Below are 15,625 nucleotides of genomic sequence, written 5' to 3'. Positions count from 1 at the left end.
CGCCTGCGCAACGGATCGTAGGGCGGGGCTTTGCGCCGCCTTGCCCCCGGTCATCACGCACCTCATTACGCCCCCAGCGGCCGGAAGATTTCCCGGCTGATGATATGCCTCTGGATCTCCGACGTGCCGTCCCAGATCCGCTCCACCCGCGCATCGCGCCAGAACCGCTCGATCGGGAAATCGTCCATCAGGCCCATGCCGCCGAAGATCTGCAGCGTCGTGTCGGTGACCTTTGCCAGCATCTCCGACGCGTGCACCTTGGCCGATGCGATCTCGCGATTGGCGGGCAGCCCCTGGTCCAGCCGCCATGCCCCCATCAGCGTCAGGAGATCCGAGGCGTCGATCTCCGTCACCATGTCCGCCACCTGGAAGGACACACCCTGGAACCCGGCGATGGGCTGGCCGAACTGCTTGCGCTGCGCGGCGTACTCCACCGCCATGTCGAAACACCGCCGCGCCCGGCCCACGCAGAAGGCCGCCACCGTCAGCCGCGTGGCGTAGAGCCATTCGTTCATGACCGCGAAACCGCCGTCGACCTCGCCCAGCACCTGCCCCTCCGGCAGGCGGCAGTCAGAGAATTCAAGCACGCAGTTCTTGTATCCGCGGTGCGACACCGACCGGTAACCGTCGCGCACCGTGAACCCCGGATGCCCCCGGTCGACAAGGAAACATGTGATCCGCTTCTTCGGCCCCCTCGGCGTCTCGTCTACGCCCGTCGCCACGAAAACGATAAAAAAATCAGCGTGATCCGCGCCGGAGATGAAGTGCTTCGTACCGTTGACAATCCAATCCTTGCCGTCGCGCACGGCGGTGCAGCGCATCCCACGGACGTCGGATCCCGCCTCCGGCTCGGTCATCGCCAGCGCATCCATCCGCTCGCCCCGCACGGCGGGCAGAAGGTAGCGCTCCTTCTGCTCGCCCTCGCAGGCCATGAGGATGTTCTGCGGCCGCCCGAAGAAATGCGTGAGCGCCATGGAGCCCCGCCCCAGTTCCCGCTCCACCAGCGTGAAGTCGAGGTGCGACAGACCTGCGCCGCCCACCTCCTCCGGGAAATTGCAGGCGTAGAAGCCCAGTTCGATCACCTTGCGCTTCAGTTCCTCGCCAAGGCCCGGCGGCACTTCCCCGGTGCGCTCGACCTCTGCCTCGTGGGGATAGATCTCCTTCTCCACGAAACTCCTCACCGTGGAGACGATCATCTCCTGCTCGTCGCTCAGTCCGAAATCCATGAGGTCCCCTTTCCTGCCCATGAAAGACGTGAACCTCTTGGCACTCAAACACAAAACGCCGGATTTCCTGCCAAATACGACATTCGTGACGCGACCCCTTGCGCAAAGGACCGTCCGGGGGTGGAATGGTATACCAAAAGATGGGCAAGGGAGGAGACATGTCCACAGACCCCCACGCGGGCTCCAATGTGAGTCTCGCGCGCCGCGCATGGGCGATCAGACGCCATGCGCTGCGCATGGCCGAAGTGCAGGGACAGGGCTACATCGGGCAGGCGCTCGGCGTGGCGGACGTGCTGGCCACCAGCTATTTCCACGCCCTGACCTACGACCCGAAGGATCCGGACTGGGAAGGGCGCGACCGCTTCTACCTGTCGATCGGTCACTATGCCATCGCCCTCTACGCCGCCCTGATCGAGGCCGGCATCCTGCCAGAGGACGAGATCGGCACCTACGGCATGGACGATTCGAGGATGCCGATGTCGGGCATGGCCGCCTACACGCCGGGCATGGAGATCACCGGCGGCAGCCTCGGCCACGGCCTTGGCATCGCGGTGGGCGCCGCGCTCGGGCTGAAGCGCAAGAACAGCAAATCCTTCGTTTACAACATGATGTCGGACGGAGAGCTGGGCGAAGGCTCGACCTGGGAGGCAGTCATGGCCGCCAGCAGCCACCGGCTCGACAACCTGATCTGCATCGTCGACTTCAACGACCAGCAGGCCGACGGGCCGACCACCGCGGCGCTCGCCAAGGGCGACGAGGCCCCGAAGTGGGCGGCGTTCGGCTGGCACGCGCAGGAGGTGGACGGCAACGATCTGGACGCACTGGTGGGCGCCTTCGACGCCGCCCGCAACCTGACCGATCCCCGGCCCCGCGTCATCATCTGCAAGACCCAGATGTGCAAGGGCGTGCCCTTCCTCGAAGAGCGGGAGATCACCCATTTCGTCCGCGTGGAGCCCTCCGAATGGTCCCGCGCCATCGCCCATCTCGACGGGCAGATGCCTGCCTGACCCCCGATCACGGGCCGGTTTCGCTACGAAACCCCTGCCCCGGAGACACTCCATGACCGAAGCCCCGACCGGCGCGCTGAGCCGCCGCAAGTCCAAGCACCAGCCCCGCACCCTCCCCGTCTCGGAGACCGGAGAACGGCTGACCACCTCCGCGATGATCGCTTCCCTCGACGCCGAGGGCCGCGAAACCGTCACCGCTCCCTTCGGCGAGGCGCTCTGCGAGCTGGCAAAGACCCGCGACGACATCGTCGGCCTCACCGCCGACCTGTCGAAATACACCGACCTGCATGTTTTTGCCAAAGCCTACCCCGATCGGTTCTACCAGATGGGCATGGCCGAACAGGTGATGATCTCTGCCGCCGCCGGGCTGGCGCGCGAGGGGTTCACCCCCTTCGCCACCACCTATGCCGTCTTCGCCTCCCGTCGCGCCTACGACTTCATCGTCATGGCCATCGCGGAGGAGAACCTGCCGGTGAAGATCGTCTGCGCCCTGCCCGGCCTGACGACCGGCTATGGACCCAGCCACCAGGCGACCGAGGATCTGGCGATCGTCCGCGGCATGCCCAACCTCACCATCGTCGATCCCTGCGACGCGACGGAGATCACGCAGGCCACCCACGCCATCGCCGACCACCCCGGCCCGGTCTACATGCGGCTCCTGCGCGGCAAGGTCCCGGACGTGCTGGGCGAATACGGCTACCGGTTCGAACTGGGCAAGGCCAAGCTGATCCACGACGGGCGCGACGTGCTGTTCATCTCCACCGGCTTCATGACCATGCGCGCGCTCGATGCCGCCAAGGCGCTGAAACAGGACGGCACCGACTGCGCGGTCCTGCATGTGCCGACGATCAAACCCCTCGACATCGACACGATCAGGGCGGAGGCGGCGAAGACCGGGCGGCTTGTGGTCACGCTCGAGAACCACACCATCGTCGGCGGATTGGGGGAGGCCGTGGCCGCGGCGCTGATGCGCGCGGGCATCCATCCGGCCTTCGACAGCATCGCCCTGCCGGACGAATTCCTCGACGCGGGCGCCCTGCCGACCCTTCACGACCAGTACGGTCTGTCCGTCCGGGCCATCACCGAACGGGTCAGGGCGCGCCTCTGATCCTCGCCTCTCTCGCAACCCTTTCCGGGAGGACAGGCCCCGCCCCCTCTCCGCCAGCCACGGGAAACCCATCATGCTCCTGAAGGACAAGACCGCCCTCATCACCGGCGCCGCTAGCCCGCGCGGGCTGGGCAAGGCCACCGCGAAACTCTTCGCCGAACATGGCGCGCGGGTGGCCATCCTCGACCTCGACGCCAGCGCCGCCGAGGCCGCCGCCGCCGATCTGCCCGGCGAAGGCCACATCGGCCTCGCCTGCAACGTCACCGACAAGGCCGCCTGCGATGCCGCCGCCGGGGCGGCCATCGCCGCCTTCGGCCAGATCGACGTGCTGGTGAACAACGCGGGCATCACCCAGCCGCTGAAGCTGATGCAGATCGAACCTGCCAACTACGACGCCGTGACCGACGTGAACCTGCGCGGCACGCTCTATATGAGCCAGGCGGTGATCCCGCACATGCGCGACCGCAGGACCGGCGCCATCGTCAACATCTCTTCGGTCTCGGCGCAGCGTGGTGGCGGCATCTTCGGCGGTCCGCATTACTCCGCGGCCAAGGCCGGCATTCTCGGCCTGACCAAGGCCATGGCCCGCGAACTGGCGCCCGACGGCATCCGCGCCAACGCCGTCTGCCCCGGCTTCATCGCGACCGACATCACCGCCGGAAAGCTGACGCCGGAGATGATGGAACAGATCCTGGCGGGCATTCCCATGGCCCGCGCGGGCGAGGCTTCGGACGTGGCGGGCTGCTGCCTGTTCCTCGCCTCCGACCTCTCGGCCTATGTCACCGGGTCGGAGGTCGATGTGAACGGCGGGTCGCTCATCCATTGAGCGCCGGTCGGTTAACCATCGGTTAACGCACCTTCCGGCCATCGCGCTCCGTAACTCGTCGGGCGCTGTCCCGGAGGGGGTACGGGGGAGGCAGCGCCTCTCCCGCGTGGCGCGGGCAAGGCCCGCGCGGATCAGATCGCGCCAGCGATCCGAGGCACGTCACTCCGCCGCGACGGTTTCCTGCTTCTGCGTGCCGAGGCCCTCGACATAGACCTCCATCACGTCGCCCGGCTTCAGGAAGCGCTGGGGTTTCATGCCCATGCCCACACCCGAGGGCGTGCCGGTGGCGATGATGTCGCCCGGTTGCAGCAGCATGAACTTCGACATGTACGCCACGATCTCGGCCACGCCGAAGATCATGTCGTCGGTGTTCGAATCCTGCACCGTCTCGCCGTTCAGCTTCAGCGACAGCGCCAGCTTCTGCGGGTCCGGGATCTCGTCGGCGGTCACCAGCCACGGGCCGGTCGGGCCGAAGGTCGGGGCGGACTTGCCCTTCATCCACGTGCCGCCGCGCTCGATCTGGTACTCGCGCTCGGACATGTCGTTGATGACGCAGTAGCCCGCCACGTGGGACAGCGCCTCGGCTTCCGTGATGTAGGAGGCGGTCTTGCCGATCACCACGCCCAGCTCGACCTCCCAGTCCGACTTCACCGAGCCGCGCGGGATCACCACCGGGTCGAAGGGACCGGACAGCGACGAGGTCGCCTTGTTGAAGATGATCGGCTCCTTCGGCGGTTCCGCGCCGGTTTCGGCCGCGTGCTTGGCGTAGTTCAGGCCGATGCAGAAGAAGTTCGGCACGGTGGCGAGGCAGGCGCCGATGCGGCCCGGGTTCTCGACCACCGGAAGGCTCGACACGTCCACCGACCGCAGCTTGTCGAGCGCCTCGATGGAGACGCTCTCGCCCGCGAAGTCGCTGACATGGGCCGACAGGTCGCGCACGCGGCCTTCATCGTCCAGCATACCGGGCTTTTCCTGGCCCGCCGGGCCGTAGCGCAAGAGTTTCATTTCTGTCCTTTCCTGGGGTGTCTTGTCTGAAGATGTCGTTCCGGCCGCTCGGCGGCCGTTCAGCCGGAGGTCGCGGCAGAGGCAGGGTCCGTGGTCCCGGTCTGCTCGGAATCGAAGAAATCCGCCACGTTGATCAGCAGGTGGTCGAGGTGCGCCCTGAGGCTCTTTTCCACTTCTGCCACGTCGCGGGCCCTGAGGCCCTGCACGATGGCCGCGTGCTGGTCCAGCACCCGGTCCCTTGCGTGCTTGCGGCTGGCCGAGAGGTAGCGCGCCCGCCACAGCCGTGCCAGCAGGGCGCGGTGCATCTCGGCCAGAACCGGATTGCCCGCCGCCTCCGCGATGGCGCGGTGAAAGCTCATGTCGATCTCGAAGACCTCCAGCTTGTCGAGCTTGTCGTATTCCCGTGCCATCCGGGCCGCGACGTCGCTGATGTGGTCGATCTCCGCGTCCGAGGCGCGTTCGCAGGCGAGCCGGGCGGACAGGAGCTCCAGCGCGGTCATCACCTCGATGTTGTGCGCCACGTCCTCGAAGGACGGCTGCGCCACGATGGGCGACCGCGCCGGGCGCAGGATCACGAGCCCTTCCTTGGCGAGGATTCGAATCGCTTCGCGCATCGGCGTGCGGCTCACACCGAGTTCGCCCGCGTGATCGCGTTCCTTGACCGCCGTCCCGGGCGGCAGGACGCCCCGCAGGATGTCCCTCCGCAGACGATTCGCGATCTGCTCCGGCAAGGTCTCCTCGGCCATGCTGCGCCCTAGCCTTTTCTTTCCGTTATATTTTTTGTTGCCCGCGCAAACATGCAGCCAACGCCTCCCACTGGCGAAATTTGGTATACCAAAAATCCTTGCCTGTCGACATGGGTTTGGTTAGCGTACCTTCACGGGTGGTATACCATCCTGGACCGGGGACGAGAATCCCGGTTGCGCATCGGGGTCGAGGCGCCCCTTTTCGACACCGGGGTGGAGGTACCCCGCATACAAATAGGGCGGCCCGCTAAGACGGTCGTCATGGGAGGAGACAATGAAGAAATTGCTGACGACGGCTGCGGCCGTTGCCATTGTTGCGACCGGCGCGTCGGCGCAGGACGTGACCCTGCGCATCCAGACGCACTACGCGACCGAGCATCCATCGGGCATCCTGGCTGCCCAGTTCGCCGACGACGTGGAAACCATGTCCGAAGGCTCCATAGACATCGAGATGTTCTACAGCTCGTCCGTCGTGGCCACGACCGAAACCTTCGATGCCGCGATCAACGGCATTCTCGACTGCGACATGACCGGCGGCGCATACCAGACCGGCAAGAACCCGGCCTTCCAGTTCGTCGGCGACATCATGGGCGGCTACGACACGCCGTGGCAGCAGATCTCGTGGCTGTACTACGGTGGCGGCTACGATGCCGCGCAGGAACTCTACAACTCGCAGGGCATGCAGCTGGTCGGCTGGTGGCTTTACGGACAGGAATCTCTCTCTTCGTCCCAGCCGCTGGCAGGCCCCGACGACCTGAAGGGCTGGAAGTTCCGTTCGCCCCCGGGCCTCGAGACCGAGATCTTCGAGCAGTTGGGCGCGCAGCCGATCGTGATGGATTTCACCGAGGTCTTCACGGCGCTGGAAACCGGCATCATCGACGGTGCGGACGCATCCGGCCTGGCAAACAACGTGGGCCTCGGTCTCTATGACCTCGTGAACCACGCGACCTACCCGGGCTTCCACTCCATGCCGTCCGACCACCTCGCCTGCAACAAGGGCGTGTGGGACGGCCTTACCGAGGCACAGCGCCGGATCATCGACACCGCGATGCAGAAACTGACGCTGCACACCGCGCTGTCGAACGAGAAGAAGAACGCCGAAGCGGCGGCCATGCTGACCGAGAAGGGCGTGACCCTGCACAACTGGTCGGCAGAGGACCGGGCCGACTTCCGCAAGGCCGCACAGGTCGCGTGGGATGACTGGGCCGGCCGTTCGCCCGAGGCCGCTGCACTGGTCGAAAGCCACCGCAGCTACCTCAAGGATCTCGGCCTGATCGCGGAATAACATCCGCATCCGACCGATGGACAGCAACGGCGGGCTCTTTCCCGGGGCCCGCCGTTTTTGACACCAAGGGCCCCGATAACGGGGTCGCGGGGAGGCATATCATGAACGGCGAGAGCGTCTGGCTCGGGTCGATGCGGGGACCGATCCGCTTGGCCATGTTCATCTTCATCATTCTGTCGCTGGCGATTTACGCCTGGTTCCTTATCGCGCAATACACCACGGCCGAGCCGATCGGCATGCACGAGATGATCCGCCCCGGGGGCCGGCCGCTGGTGCAGGCGCTCCTGATCAGCATCTTGCTCGCGCTGCTGTTCAGTTCACTGTACCTGTCGGACTTCAAGGGCGTGATCGAGGTGGAGCGCACCGGCCCGTTCGACATCTTCAGCCTCGTCCTCGGGCGGCTGTCGATGATCGCCACGGCCTTCATCGTCGTCACCATGGGTTTCGAGGTCGTGGCGCGCTACATTTTCAACGGCGGCACGCTCTGGGCGAACGAGTTGTCGCTCTGGATCGCGGCCTTCGTGTTCCTGTTCTCCGGCCTCTACGCCATGCAGCAGCGCTGCCATATCCGCATCTACGTGATCTACGACATGATGCCGCGCTGGATGCAGAAGGCGTCCGACTGCACGTCGGTCTTCCTGATCTGGGTCTTCGTGGGCTGCCTGATCTGGGGCGGCTACAACGACGCAATCCGGCGTCTGATGAACCTTGAGGGCTACGGCTCCGCATGGGATCCGCCGATCCCAGGCACGGTCAAGACCGCCGTCCTGGTCGTCGGCCTTGCGGTGGCGCTGCAGGCGCTGTCCAACCTGATCGCCGACTGGAACAAGGCGCCGGAACACCACTCCGCCGACGACATCGACGAACACGAAATCGAAAACATCCGCAAAACGCTCGAAGGGGACAAGTAAATGGTCGATATCGGCACACTCTCCCTGGTCCTGCTGTTCGGGATGTTCGCTCTCCTGGCCATCGGGATGCCGCTGGGCTTCGCCTCGGCCTTCCTGGCCGTGGTCACCCTGCTTCTGAAGTTCGACACCGACATCCTGTTCCGCAACTTCGGTATGGGGCCGTTCTCGGTGCTGGGTCAGGCGATCTACCGGCAGATGGTCAACTACGTCCTGATCTCGGTGCCGCTGTTCATCTTCATGGCCGCGCTGCTGGAACGATCCGGCATCGCACGGGACATGTACTCGTCGCTCAACGTCTGGCTCAGCCGGACCCGGGGCGGCATCGCCATCGTGACCTCGGTCATGGCCGTCATCATGGCCGCCATGTCGGGCATCATCGGCGGCGAGGTCGTGCTTCTGGGCCTGATCGCCCTGCCCCAGATGCTGCGGCTGGGCTACAACCAGAACCTCGCCATCGGCACGATCTGCGCCTCCGGCTCTCTGGGCACCATGATCCCGCCGTCCATCGTGCTGATCTTCTACGGCCTCGTGACGGAGACATCGATCAAGGCGCTGTTCACCGCGTCCTTCCTGCCGGGCTTCATGCTAGCGTCCTTCTTCATCATCTACATCGTGGTGCGGACACGGATGAGCCCCGAGATGGCGCCCCTGCCGCCCGAGGACCCGGATGCGCCCAAGGGCAACGAGAAACGGATGATGTTCCTCGGCTTCATCTCGAAGCTCGGCATGTACATCACCGCCGCGCTGCTGGTCCGCGCGCTGTTCTTCACCATCTTCGGCATGAACGTCCCCACCGAGGGCGTCGAGCCGATCCTCCTTGGCATGGTGTCGGACCTTCCGTGGCTTGCCGGGGCCTTTGTCCTCTTCGGGGTGATCGCCTTCGCGCTGGTCGGACGCGAGCGCACCGCCGCGGGCTGGGAGATGGGCCGTGGCCTGATCGCGCCCACGGTGGTGATCGGCGTGGTCTTGGGGTCGATCTACGGCGGCATCACCGGCATCACCGAGGCCGCCGGCATGGGCGTCGTCGCCGTCTTCGTGATCGGCCTGATCCGGCGCGAGATGACCATCGAGATCGTGTGGGACGCGCTCCTGCGCACGGTGAAGTCCACCGGCACGATCATCTGGGTCACCATTGGTGCCGCCGCGCTGGCCGCCGCCTACACCCTCGCGGGCGGGCCGACCTACGTGGCCAACATGATCGTGGGTGCCGACATGCCGACCATGGGCGTGATCCTGATCATGATGTTCATCTTCCTGATCATGGGGATGTTCATGGACTGGGTGGGCATCGTGCTGCTGATCATGCCGGTCTTCCTCCCCATCGTCGTCCGCCTGCCCGCCGAAGAGATCGGCTGGTTCGCTCACGTCGACGCACGGATGATCCCGATCTGGTTCGGCGTGGTGTTCTGCATGAACATGCAGGTCAGTTTCCTGTCGCCCCCCTTCGGCCCGGCCGCGTTCTACCTGAAGTCGGTGGCGCCGCCGCACATCTCGCTGACCGACATCTTCAAGGGCTTCCTGCCGTTCATCGCGCTCCAGCTTCTGGCGCTGGCGGTGCTGCTGGCCTGGCCGCCCATCGTGACGGTCTTCCTGTAAGGCCCTGCGCGCCCGGGCGGGACGTACCGCCCGGGCGCCGCTTTCACCCCGCATCACCGGCGGGGCGCGACATATCCCGGTGTCCGGGGCAAGCCCCCCGGTCCCCTATCCTCAGCAAGGACGGGCGCCGGTCGTGGCGCCGCCCCGCCGAAAGGGCCCCGCCGATGCCGCTGATGGCACTCCCCGAACAGGTCTACCGCTTCGAAACCGAAGGCTGTCTCGTGGTCAACAACGTTCTCGACCCGCTGACGCCCGGCCGCGTGACGGCCAAGTACGTGGCCCGGTCCCGCCGGGCGCCGCAGACTGAGCTGCGCGACTGGCTGGCCCCGCGCACCCTGTGGCACGACGCGCGGGCGCGGCTGTCCGGCACGGCGCATATCCCGATCCACCGCCGGAAATCCGACAGCCCGGTCTGCGCATGACTTGAATCCCCCGCCCGAAAGGCGCACAAGCCAACCCAGCACCCGAAACTGGAATATTAGAAGATCACCGCCGGGCCCCTGCCCGGTGTCTGCATGAAGCAAGAGAGATCGCAATGACCACCGTTCGTTTGTCCGAGGCCGACAATGTCGTCACCGCCGTGACCGCCCTCGAGGCGGGGAGCCACGGCGCCACGCAACTGATCCCGCGCGGCCACAAGCTCGCCACCCGCGCCATCGCCAGGGGCGAGCCGGTCATCAAGTACGCGCAGGTGATCGGCTTTGCCGCCGAGGACATCGCCGAGGGCGCGCATGTGCACACCCACAACCTCGATTTCCGCAACGTCGACACCGAATACGAGTATTCGACGAACATCCGCCCTGCCTCGCCCGCGAAGACGCAGGACACCTTCATGGGCTACCGGCGGGCGTCTGGCCGGGTCGGGACGCGGAACTTCATCGCGGTGCTGACCTCGGTCAACTGCTCCGCCACGGCGGCCCGGCAGATCGCGGCGCATTTCACCCCGGAACGGCTGGCCGACTACCCCAACGTCGACGGCGTCGCGGCCTTCGTGCACGGCACGGGCTGCGGCATGGCCGGACAGGGATCGGAGGGGTTCGAGGCGCTGCAGCGCGTGATGTGGGGCTATGCCAAGAACCCAAACGTCGGCGGCGTGCTGATGGCGGGACTGGGCTGCGAGATGAACCAGATCGACTGGCTGGTGGAGGCCTACGGCCTGACGCCCGGCCCGCTGTTCCAGTCGATGAACATCCAGGACGTGGGCGGCCTGCGCAAGACGGTCGAACTGGGCATCCGCAAGATCGAGGCGATGCTGCCGGTTGTGAACGATGCGCAGCGCGAGGAATGCCCGGCCTCGGAACTGATGGTCGCGCTCCAGTGCGGCGGCTCGGACGCGTGGTCGGGCATCACGGCGAACCCCGCCGTAGGCCACGCCTGCGACCTGCTGGTGGCGCAGGGCGGCACCGGCGTGCTGGCCGAAACGCCGGAGATCTACGGCGCCGAGCACCTGCTGACCGCCCGCGCGGTCGACCGCGAGGTGGGCGAGAAGCTGGTCGGTCTGATCCGCTGGTGGGAGGATTACACCGCGCGCAACAAGGGCTCGATGGACAACAACCCCTCGCCCGGCAACAAGAAAGGCGGCCTGACCACGATCCTCGAGAAGTCGCTGGGCGCGGCGGCCAAGGGCGGCACCACCCCCCTGACCGGCGTCTACAAGTACGCGGAGCCCGTGACGGCGAAGGGCTTCACCTTCATGGACAGCCCCGGTTACGACCCGGCCTCGGTCACCGGCCAGATCGCCTCGGGCTGCAACCTCGTGTGCTTCACCACCGGACGCGGGTCTGCCTTCGGCGCGAAGCCCTCGCCCTCGATGAAGGTCGCGACCAACACCGAGATGTTCAACCGCCTGACCGAGGACATGGACATCAACGCGGGCTCGATCCTGACCGAGGGCAAGTCGGTGGAGGAGGTCGGCCGGGAGATCTACGAGATGTGGCTGCGCATGGCTTCGGGCGAGAAGACGAAGTCCGAGTTGCAGGGGCTGGGCGATTTCGAGTTCGTGCCATGGCAGATCGGCGCGGTGATGTGAGGGGTTTCGCCCCGGCTGCGCCGGGGCGACCCGCGGGGGCGCTGCCCCCGCACCCCCGAGGTATTTTCACCAAGATGAAGGCAGGGGCGCTTTGGCTGCCGTTGCCCGGAAGACGGAACGAGAGGACGATTTCATGACACGTTTGCCGTTGTGCGTGGTAGGCGCCGGCTCCATCGGGCAGCGCCATATCGAGGTGGCGGGCCTGTCGGAGATGATCGACCTTGTGGCCGTGGTGGAGCCGCATGCCCCCCTGCGCGAGGCGCTGGCGGCGAAGGGGCTGCCCATGGTGGCCGCGCTGGACGAGGTGCCGGAGCGGGTGCGCGCCGCCGTCGTGGCGACGCCGACGCAGGATCACCATGCCTCCACCCTTGCCTGCCTGTCGCGGGGCTGGGCGGTGATCGCGGAGAAGCCGCTGGCCGGCACGCTCGACGACGCACGCGCCCTGCGGGATGCGGCGGAGGCGGCGGACCTGCCGCTTTTCACCGGGCATCACCGGCGCTGCCATCCGTTCTCCATCGCGGGACGAGAGGCGCTGTCGGCCATCGGCCCGCTGGTGGGCGTGCAGGGTTTCTGGTCCCTGCGCAAGCACGACAGCTATTACGACGCCGACTGGCGGCGGAAGCCCGGGGCCGGGCCGCTGCTGACCAACATGACGCACGAGATCGACCTCCTGCGGTTCCTGATCGGCGAGATGACGGAGGTGACGGCCCTGCTCTCCTCTGCCCGGCGGGGGTTCGAGATCGAGGACACCGCCGCGCTGGCCTTCCGGTTCGGCAACGGCGCGCTGGGGTCCTTCCTGATCTCGGACGCGGGCGCCTCGCCCTGGTCGTTCGAGAGCGCATCGTCCGAGAACCCGGCGATTGCCGGATCGGGCGAGGATTACCTGCGCGTGACGGGCACCGAGGGGGCGCTGGCCTTTCCGTCGCTGACCCGCTGGGGGCGCTCCGGGCCGGGGGAGATCGAGTGGTCGAAACCGCTGGCGCGGACCGACGGCGCGCGCTTTGACCGGATCGACCCGCTGCTGGCGCAGATCGAGCGGTTTGCGGCCGTCGTCGCGGGCGGCGAGGATGACGTGCTTTGCACTGCCGCGGACGGGATCGCGGCGATGGAGATGACGCTGGCCTGCGCGCTGTCGGCCCGCGAGGGACGGCCCCTGACGCCACGCGACGTGCCGGGACATTACACCGGGGTATGAGCCCCGGCGACCATACGGGAGGACAACCATGAGACTGCAGGGCAAACGCGCCTTCATCACCGCCGCCGGACAGGGCATCGGCCGCGCCATCGCCGAGGGCTACCTGCGCGAGGGCGCCACCGTCGTGGCCACGGACCTGAAGGCCGGGCTGATGGAGGGCCTCGGCTGCGAGACGGCGGCGCTGGACGTGACCGACAAGGCGGCGGTGCGCGCGGCCATCGAGGCGGCGGCACCGGACGTGCTGGTGAACTGCGCGGGCTTCGTGCACGCGGGCCCGCTGCTCGACGCCACCGACGACGAATTCGACTTCGCCATCGCACTCAATGTCCGCAGCCAGTTCCATGCAATGCAGGCTGCGCTGCCGGGGATGATCTCGCGCGGCGGCGGGTCCATCGTCAACATCGCCTCCGTGGCGTCCTCCATCGTGGCGGCGCCCAACCGCTGCATCTACGGCATGTCGAAGGCGGCGGTGATCGGGCTGACCAAATCCGTCGCGGTCGATTACGTCAAGCAGGGCATCCGGGTGAACTGCATCTGTCCGGGCACGGTCGACAGCCCCTCCCTGCACGACCGGCTCCGGGCGATGGGCGATTACGAGGAGGCACGCAAGGCCTTCGAGGCGCGCCAGCCCATGGGCCGGATCGGCACCGCGGAGGAGATCGCGCACCTGGCGATCTACCTGGGCTCGGACGAAAGCGCCTTCACCACCGGCCAGGCGCATGTGATCGACGGCGGCTGGGCGGCGGCCTGACACCGGCGCGCTGAACCCGCCCCCTGAAGCGAGAGGACCGAGGATGTCGGAGGTGAAACCGCGCGAGGACCGCACACGAACGGGTGTGCTGCTGATGGTGCTGGCGGTGGCCTTCTTCACCTGCATCGACAGTTCCGCGAAGCTTCTGATCATCGCGGGGCTGCCTGCGCTGCAGGTGGTCTTTGCCCGCTACACCGGGCATTTCCTTGTCGCGGTCCTGCTGTTCGGCCTGCGCGATCCGTCCGCCTTCCGGAGCCATGCGCCGTTCAAGCAGTTGCTGCGCTCGCTCTTCCTGCTGGGATCGACGGTGCTGAACTTCTCGGCCCTGCAGTTCCTGCCGATCACCGTCACCACGACGATCATGTTCGCGGGCCCCATCGCCATCACGCTGCTGGCGATCCCGCTGCTGGGCGAGAAGGTGGGCCTGAGGCGGATCGTGGCGGTCTGCTGCGGCTTTGCGGGCGTGCTGGTGGTGATGCAACCCTGGGGCGCGGATTTCCACCCCGCCATGTTCCTGTCGCTCGGCGCGCTGGTCTGTGCCGCCTTCTACTTCATCCTGACGCGGATGCTGTCGGACGTGGAGGCCAACGCGACGCAGCAGCTCTGGTCCTCGGGAGTCGCCGCTCTGTGCCTGATGCCCTTCGTGCTGCAGGGCTGGACCTGGCCCTCGGGCTGGGCGTGGGTGCCCTTCGTGCTGATCGGGTGTTTCGGGGCCACGGGGCACATTGCGGCGACGGCGGGCCATCGGCTGGCAGATGCCTCGATCCTCGCGCCGGTGGTCTACGTGCAGATCTTCATGGCCGCCTTCGCGGGCTGGGCGCTGTTCGACACCCTGCCGACCGTATGGACGCTGGGCGGCGGGGCGATCATCATCGCCTCGGGGCTTTATATCTGGCAGCGGGAGCGGGTGGTGCGCGGCCGTGTCCGCAGGCCCGTGCCGGCGCAGCGGTAGACGCGTCCGCTCCCGGTTGGGCCTGCCACGCCCGTGAGTGCCGGATACGAGCGAGTTGCATGACCCTGAAACGGCAGGGCCGCCCGGGCATACACCCGAACGGCCCAGTGATCCGTTGTCTTCCATGACGTGACACGGCGGGGATGCCCCGCCCGCCCGGAAAAGCTCAGCCGCGCCCGATGTAGGGCATCGCGGAGGCCATGACCGTCATGAACTGGACGTTCGCCTCCAGCGGCAGCGACGCCATGTGCAGCACCGACGACGCCACATGCGCCACGTCCATCACCGGCTCGACCTCGATGGAGCCGTCGGCCTGCGGCACGCCCTTGGTCATCTTCTCGGCCATGTCGGTCAGCGCGTTGCCGATGTCGATCTGCCCGCAGGCGATGTTGTAGGGCCGCCCGTCCAGCGAAAGCGACCGCGTCAGCCCGGTGATCGCGTGCTTCGACGCGGTGTAGGGCGCCGATCCCCAGCGCGGCACATAGGCCGAGACCGAACCGTTGTTGATGATCCGACCGCCCATCGGGTCCTGCCTGCGCATCCGGCCAAACGCCGCACGCGCGCAGATGAACGAGCCGGTCACGTTGATGTCGATACACTTGCGCCAGTCGTCAACGCTGATCTCGTCCACCGGGCCGCCCATGACGGACACGCCCGCGTTGTTGAACAGCGCGTCGATGCGGCCCCATTCGGCCATCGCCTTGTCGAAGGCGGTATCCACCTGCGCCTCGTCCACCACGTCGCAGGGCAAGGCCAGCGCGTTCTCGTGGCTGTCGGCCATCTCGGCCACCGTTTCGGGCGTGCGGCCCACGATGCCCACGCGCCAGCCTGCATCCAGAAAGACCTGCGCGCAGGCCTTGCCGATGCCGCGCGCGCCGCCGGTGATGATGATCGTCTTGCTCATGTGAGCCTCTCCCCCGTGTTTCTTCGAGCCTTGGAAATGCCGGAGGGCGCGCCGGGGGGCCCTGCCCCCGGTCCTTCCCGGATC

15 protein-coding genes are annotated in these 15,625 nt (G+C 66.9%); 11 read left to right on the top strand and 4 right to left on the bottom strand.

All coding sequences use genetic code 11. The features are described 5' to 3' along the window. Nucleotides 1-65: 65 nt before the first annotated feature. On the bottom strand, nt 66-1,226 hold the full coding sequence (locus QNI11_RS06890; RefSeq protein ID WP_283982850.1) for an acyl-CoA dehydrogenase family protein: 1,161 nt from the start codon (nt 1,224-1,226) through the stop codon (nt 66-68). A 158-nt stretch (nt 1,227-1,384) separates the two neighbouring features. Here QNI11_RS06890 and QNI11_RS06885 point away from each other — a divergent pair, with 158 nt between their 5' ends. From QNI11_RS06885 to QNI11_RS06875, 3 genes are all read left to right on the top strand, one after another. Next, on the top strand, nt 1,385-2,233 hold the full coding sequence (locus QNI11_RS06885; protein WP_283982849.1) for a transketolase: 849 nt from the start codon (nt 1,385-1,387) through the stop codon (nt 2,231-2,233). Between the two features lie 52 nt (nt 2,234-2,285). Continuing rightward, nucleotides 2,286-3,341: a transketolase family protein gene (locus QNI11_RS06880; protein ID WP_283982848.1), complete on the top strand. Its 1,056-nt coding sequence runs from the start codon at nt 2,286-2,288 to the stop codon at nt 3,339-3,341. 73 nt (nt 3,342-3,414) lie between these two features. Beyond that, nucleotides 3,415-4,167, top strand: coding sequence for an SDR family NAD(P)-dependent oxidoreductase (locus tag QNI11_RS06875; protein ID WP_283982847.1), 753 nt, complete (start codon nt 3,415-3,417; stop codon nt 4,165-4,167). 159 nt (nt 4,168-4,326) lie between these two features. Here the strand turns inward: QNI11_RS06875 and QNI11_RS06870 are convergent, their stop codons facing one another. Both QNI11_RS06870 and QNI11_RS06865 read right to left on the bottom strand, forming a co-directional pair. Continuing rightward, nucleotides 4,327-5,172 carry a fumarylacetoacetate hydrolase family protein gene (locus QNI11_RS06870; protein WP_283982846.1) on the bottom strand — a complete coding sequence of 282 codons (846 nt, stop codon included), beginning with the start codon at nt 5,170-5,172 and terminating at the stop codon, nt 4,327-4,329. A gap of 59 nt (nt 5,173-5,231) precedes the next feature. Continuing rightward, nucleotides 5,232-5,918: a GntR family transcriptional regulator gene (locus QNI11_RS06865; RefSeq protein WP_100927237.1), complete on the bottom strand. Its 687-nt coding sequence runs from the start codon at nt 5,916-5,918 to the stop codon at nt 5,232-5,234. A gap of 274 nt (nt 5,919-6,192) precedes the next feature. Here QNI11_RS06865 and QNI11_RS06860 point away from each other — a divergent pair, with 274 nt between their 5' ends. The 8 genes from QNI11_RS06860 (at nt 6,193) to QNI11_RS06825 (ending at nt 14,637) form a co-directional block, all read left to right on the top strand. Beyond that, entirely contained in the window at nt 6,193-7,203 is a 1,011-nt protein-coding gene (locus tag QNI11_RS06860; protein ID WP_100927238.1) for a TRAP transporter substrate-binding protein, read from the top strand. Between the two features lie 101 nt (nt 7,204-7,304). After that, on the top strand, nt 7,305-8,114 hold the full coding sequence (locus QNI11_RS06855; protein ID WP_100927239.1) for a TRAP transporter small permease subunit: 810 nt from the start codon (nt 7,305-7,307) through the stop codon (nt 8,112-8,114). Beyond that, nucleotides 8,115-9,710, top strand: coding sequence for a TRAP transporter large permease subunit (locus QNI11_RS06850; protein WP_100927240.1), 1,596 nt, complete (start codon nt 8,115-8,117; stop codon nt 9,708-9,710). A gap of 173 nt (nt 9,711-9,883) precedes the next feature. Further along, a complete protein-coding gene (locus QNI11_RS06845) occupies nt 9,884-10,132 on the top strand; it encodes a hypothetical protein (RefSeq protein WP_283982845.1) in 249 nt (82 codons plus the stop codon). Nucleotides 10,133-10,245: 113 nt separating this feature from the next. Next, nucleotides 10,246-11,739 carry a UxaA family hydrolase gene (locus QNI11_RS06840; RefSeq protein WP_283982844.1) on the top strand — a complete coding sequence of 498 codons (1,494 nt, stop codon included), beginning with the start codon at nt 10,246-10,248 and terminating at the stop codon, nt 11,737-11,739. Between the two features lie 133 nt (nt 11,740-11,872). After that, nucleotides 11,873-12,934, top strand: a complete 1,062-nt coding sequence (locus QNI11_RS06835; RefSeq protein ID WP_283982843.1) for a Gfo/Idh/MocA family protein — start codon at nt 11,873-11,875, stop codon at nt 12,932-12,934. A 28-nt stretch (nt 12,935-12,962) separates the two neighbouring features. Next, entirely contained in the window at nt 12,963-13,685 is a 723-nt protein-coding gene (locus QNI11_RS06830) for an SDR family oxidoreductase (protein ID WP_100927244.1), read from the top strand. A gap of 43 nt (nt 13,686-13,728) precedes the next feature. Further along, on the top strand, nt 13,729-14,637 hold the full coding sequence (locus tag QNI11_RS06825) for a DMT family transporter (protein WP_283982842.1): 909 nt from the start codon (nt 13,729-13,731) through the stop codon (nt 14,635-14,637). Nucleotides 14,638-14,803: 166 nt separating this feature from the next. Here QNI11_RS06825 and QNI11_RS06820 read toward each other — a convergent pair whose 3' ends face one another. Then, a complete protein-coding gene (locus QNI11_RS06820) occupies nt 14,804-15,541 on the bottom strand; it encodes an SDR family oxidoreductase (RefSeq protein ID WP_100927246.1) in 738 nt (245 codons plus the stop codon). Nucleotides 15,542-15,625: the final 84 nt, after the last annotated feature.

The organism is Sagittula sp. MA-2, from assembly GCF_030126985.1.
Classification (GTDB): Bacteria; Pseudomonadota; Alphaproteobacteria; order Rhodobacterales; family Rhodobacteraceae; genus Sagittula.
The sequence above is the reverse complement of the archived record's forward strand: the minus strand, read 5'-3'. Positions and strand labels throughout refer to the sequence as shown.

Coding starts and splice junctions, on each gene's coding strand:
- QNI11_RS06890 (WP_283982850.1), bottom strand. CDS start 1,226: ATGGATTTCGGACTGAGCGACGAGCAGGAGATGATCGTCTCCACGGTG.
- QNI11_RS06840 (WP_283982844.1), top strand. CDS start 10,246: ATGACCACCGTTCGTTTGTCCGAGGCCGACAATGTCGTCACCGCCGTG.
- QNI11_RS06880 (WP_283982848.1), top strand. CDS start 2,286: ATGACCGAAGCCCCGACCGGCGCGCTGAGCCGCCGCAAGTCCAAGCAC.
- QNI11_RS06870 (WP_283982846.1), bottom strand. CDS start 5,172: ATGAAACTCTTGCGCTACGGCCCGGCGGGCCAGGAAAAGCCCGGTATG.
- QNI11_RS06860 (WP_100927238.1), top strand. CDS start 6,193: ATGAAGAAATTGCTGACGACGGCTGCGGCCGTTGCCATTGTTGCGACC.
- QNI11_RS06825 (WP_283982842.1), top strand. CDS start 13,729: ATGTCGGAGGTGAAACCGCGCGAGGACCGCACACGAACGGGTGTGCTG.
- QNI11_RS06845 (WP_283982845.1), top strand. CDS start 9,884: ATGGCACTCCCCGAACAGGTCTACCGCTTCGAAACCGAAGGCTGTCTC.
- QNI11_RS06830 (WP_100927244.1), top strand. CDS start 12,963: ATGAGACTGCAGGGCAAACGCGCCTTCATCACCGCCGCCGGACAGGGC.
- QNI11_RS06865 (WP_100927237.1), bottom strand. CDS start 5,918: ATGGCCGAGGAGACCTTGCCGGAGCAGATCGCGAATCGTCTGCGGAGG.
- QNI11_RS06855 (WP_100927239.1), top strand. CDS start 7,305: ATGAACGGCGAGAGCGTCTGGCTCGGGTCGATGCGGGGACCGATCCGC.
- QNI11_RS06820 (WP_100927246.1), bottom strand. CDS start 15,541: ATGAGCAAGACGATCATCATCACCGGCGGCGCGCGCGGCATCGGCAAG.
- QNI11_RS06885 (WP_283982849.1), top strand. CDS start 1,385: ATGTCCACAGACCCCCACGCGGGCTCCAATGTGAGTCTCGCGCGCCGC.
- QNI11_RS06850 (WP_100927240.1), top strand. CDS start 8,115: ATGGTCGATATCGGCACACTCTCCCTGGTCCTGCTGTTCGGGATGTTC.
- QNI11_RS06835 (WP_283982843.1), top strand. CDS start 11,873: ATGACACGTTTGCCGTTGTGCGTGGTAGGCGCCGGCTCCATCGGGCAG.
- QNI11_RS06875 (WP_283982847.1), top strand. CDS start 3,415: ATGCTCCTGAAGGACAAGACCGCCCTCATCACCGGCGCCGCTAGCCCG.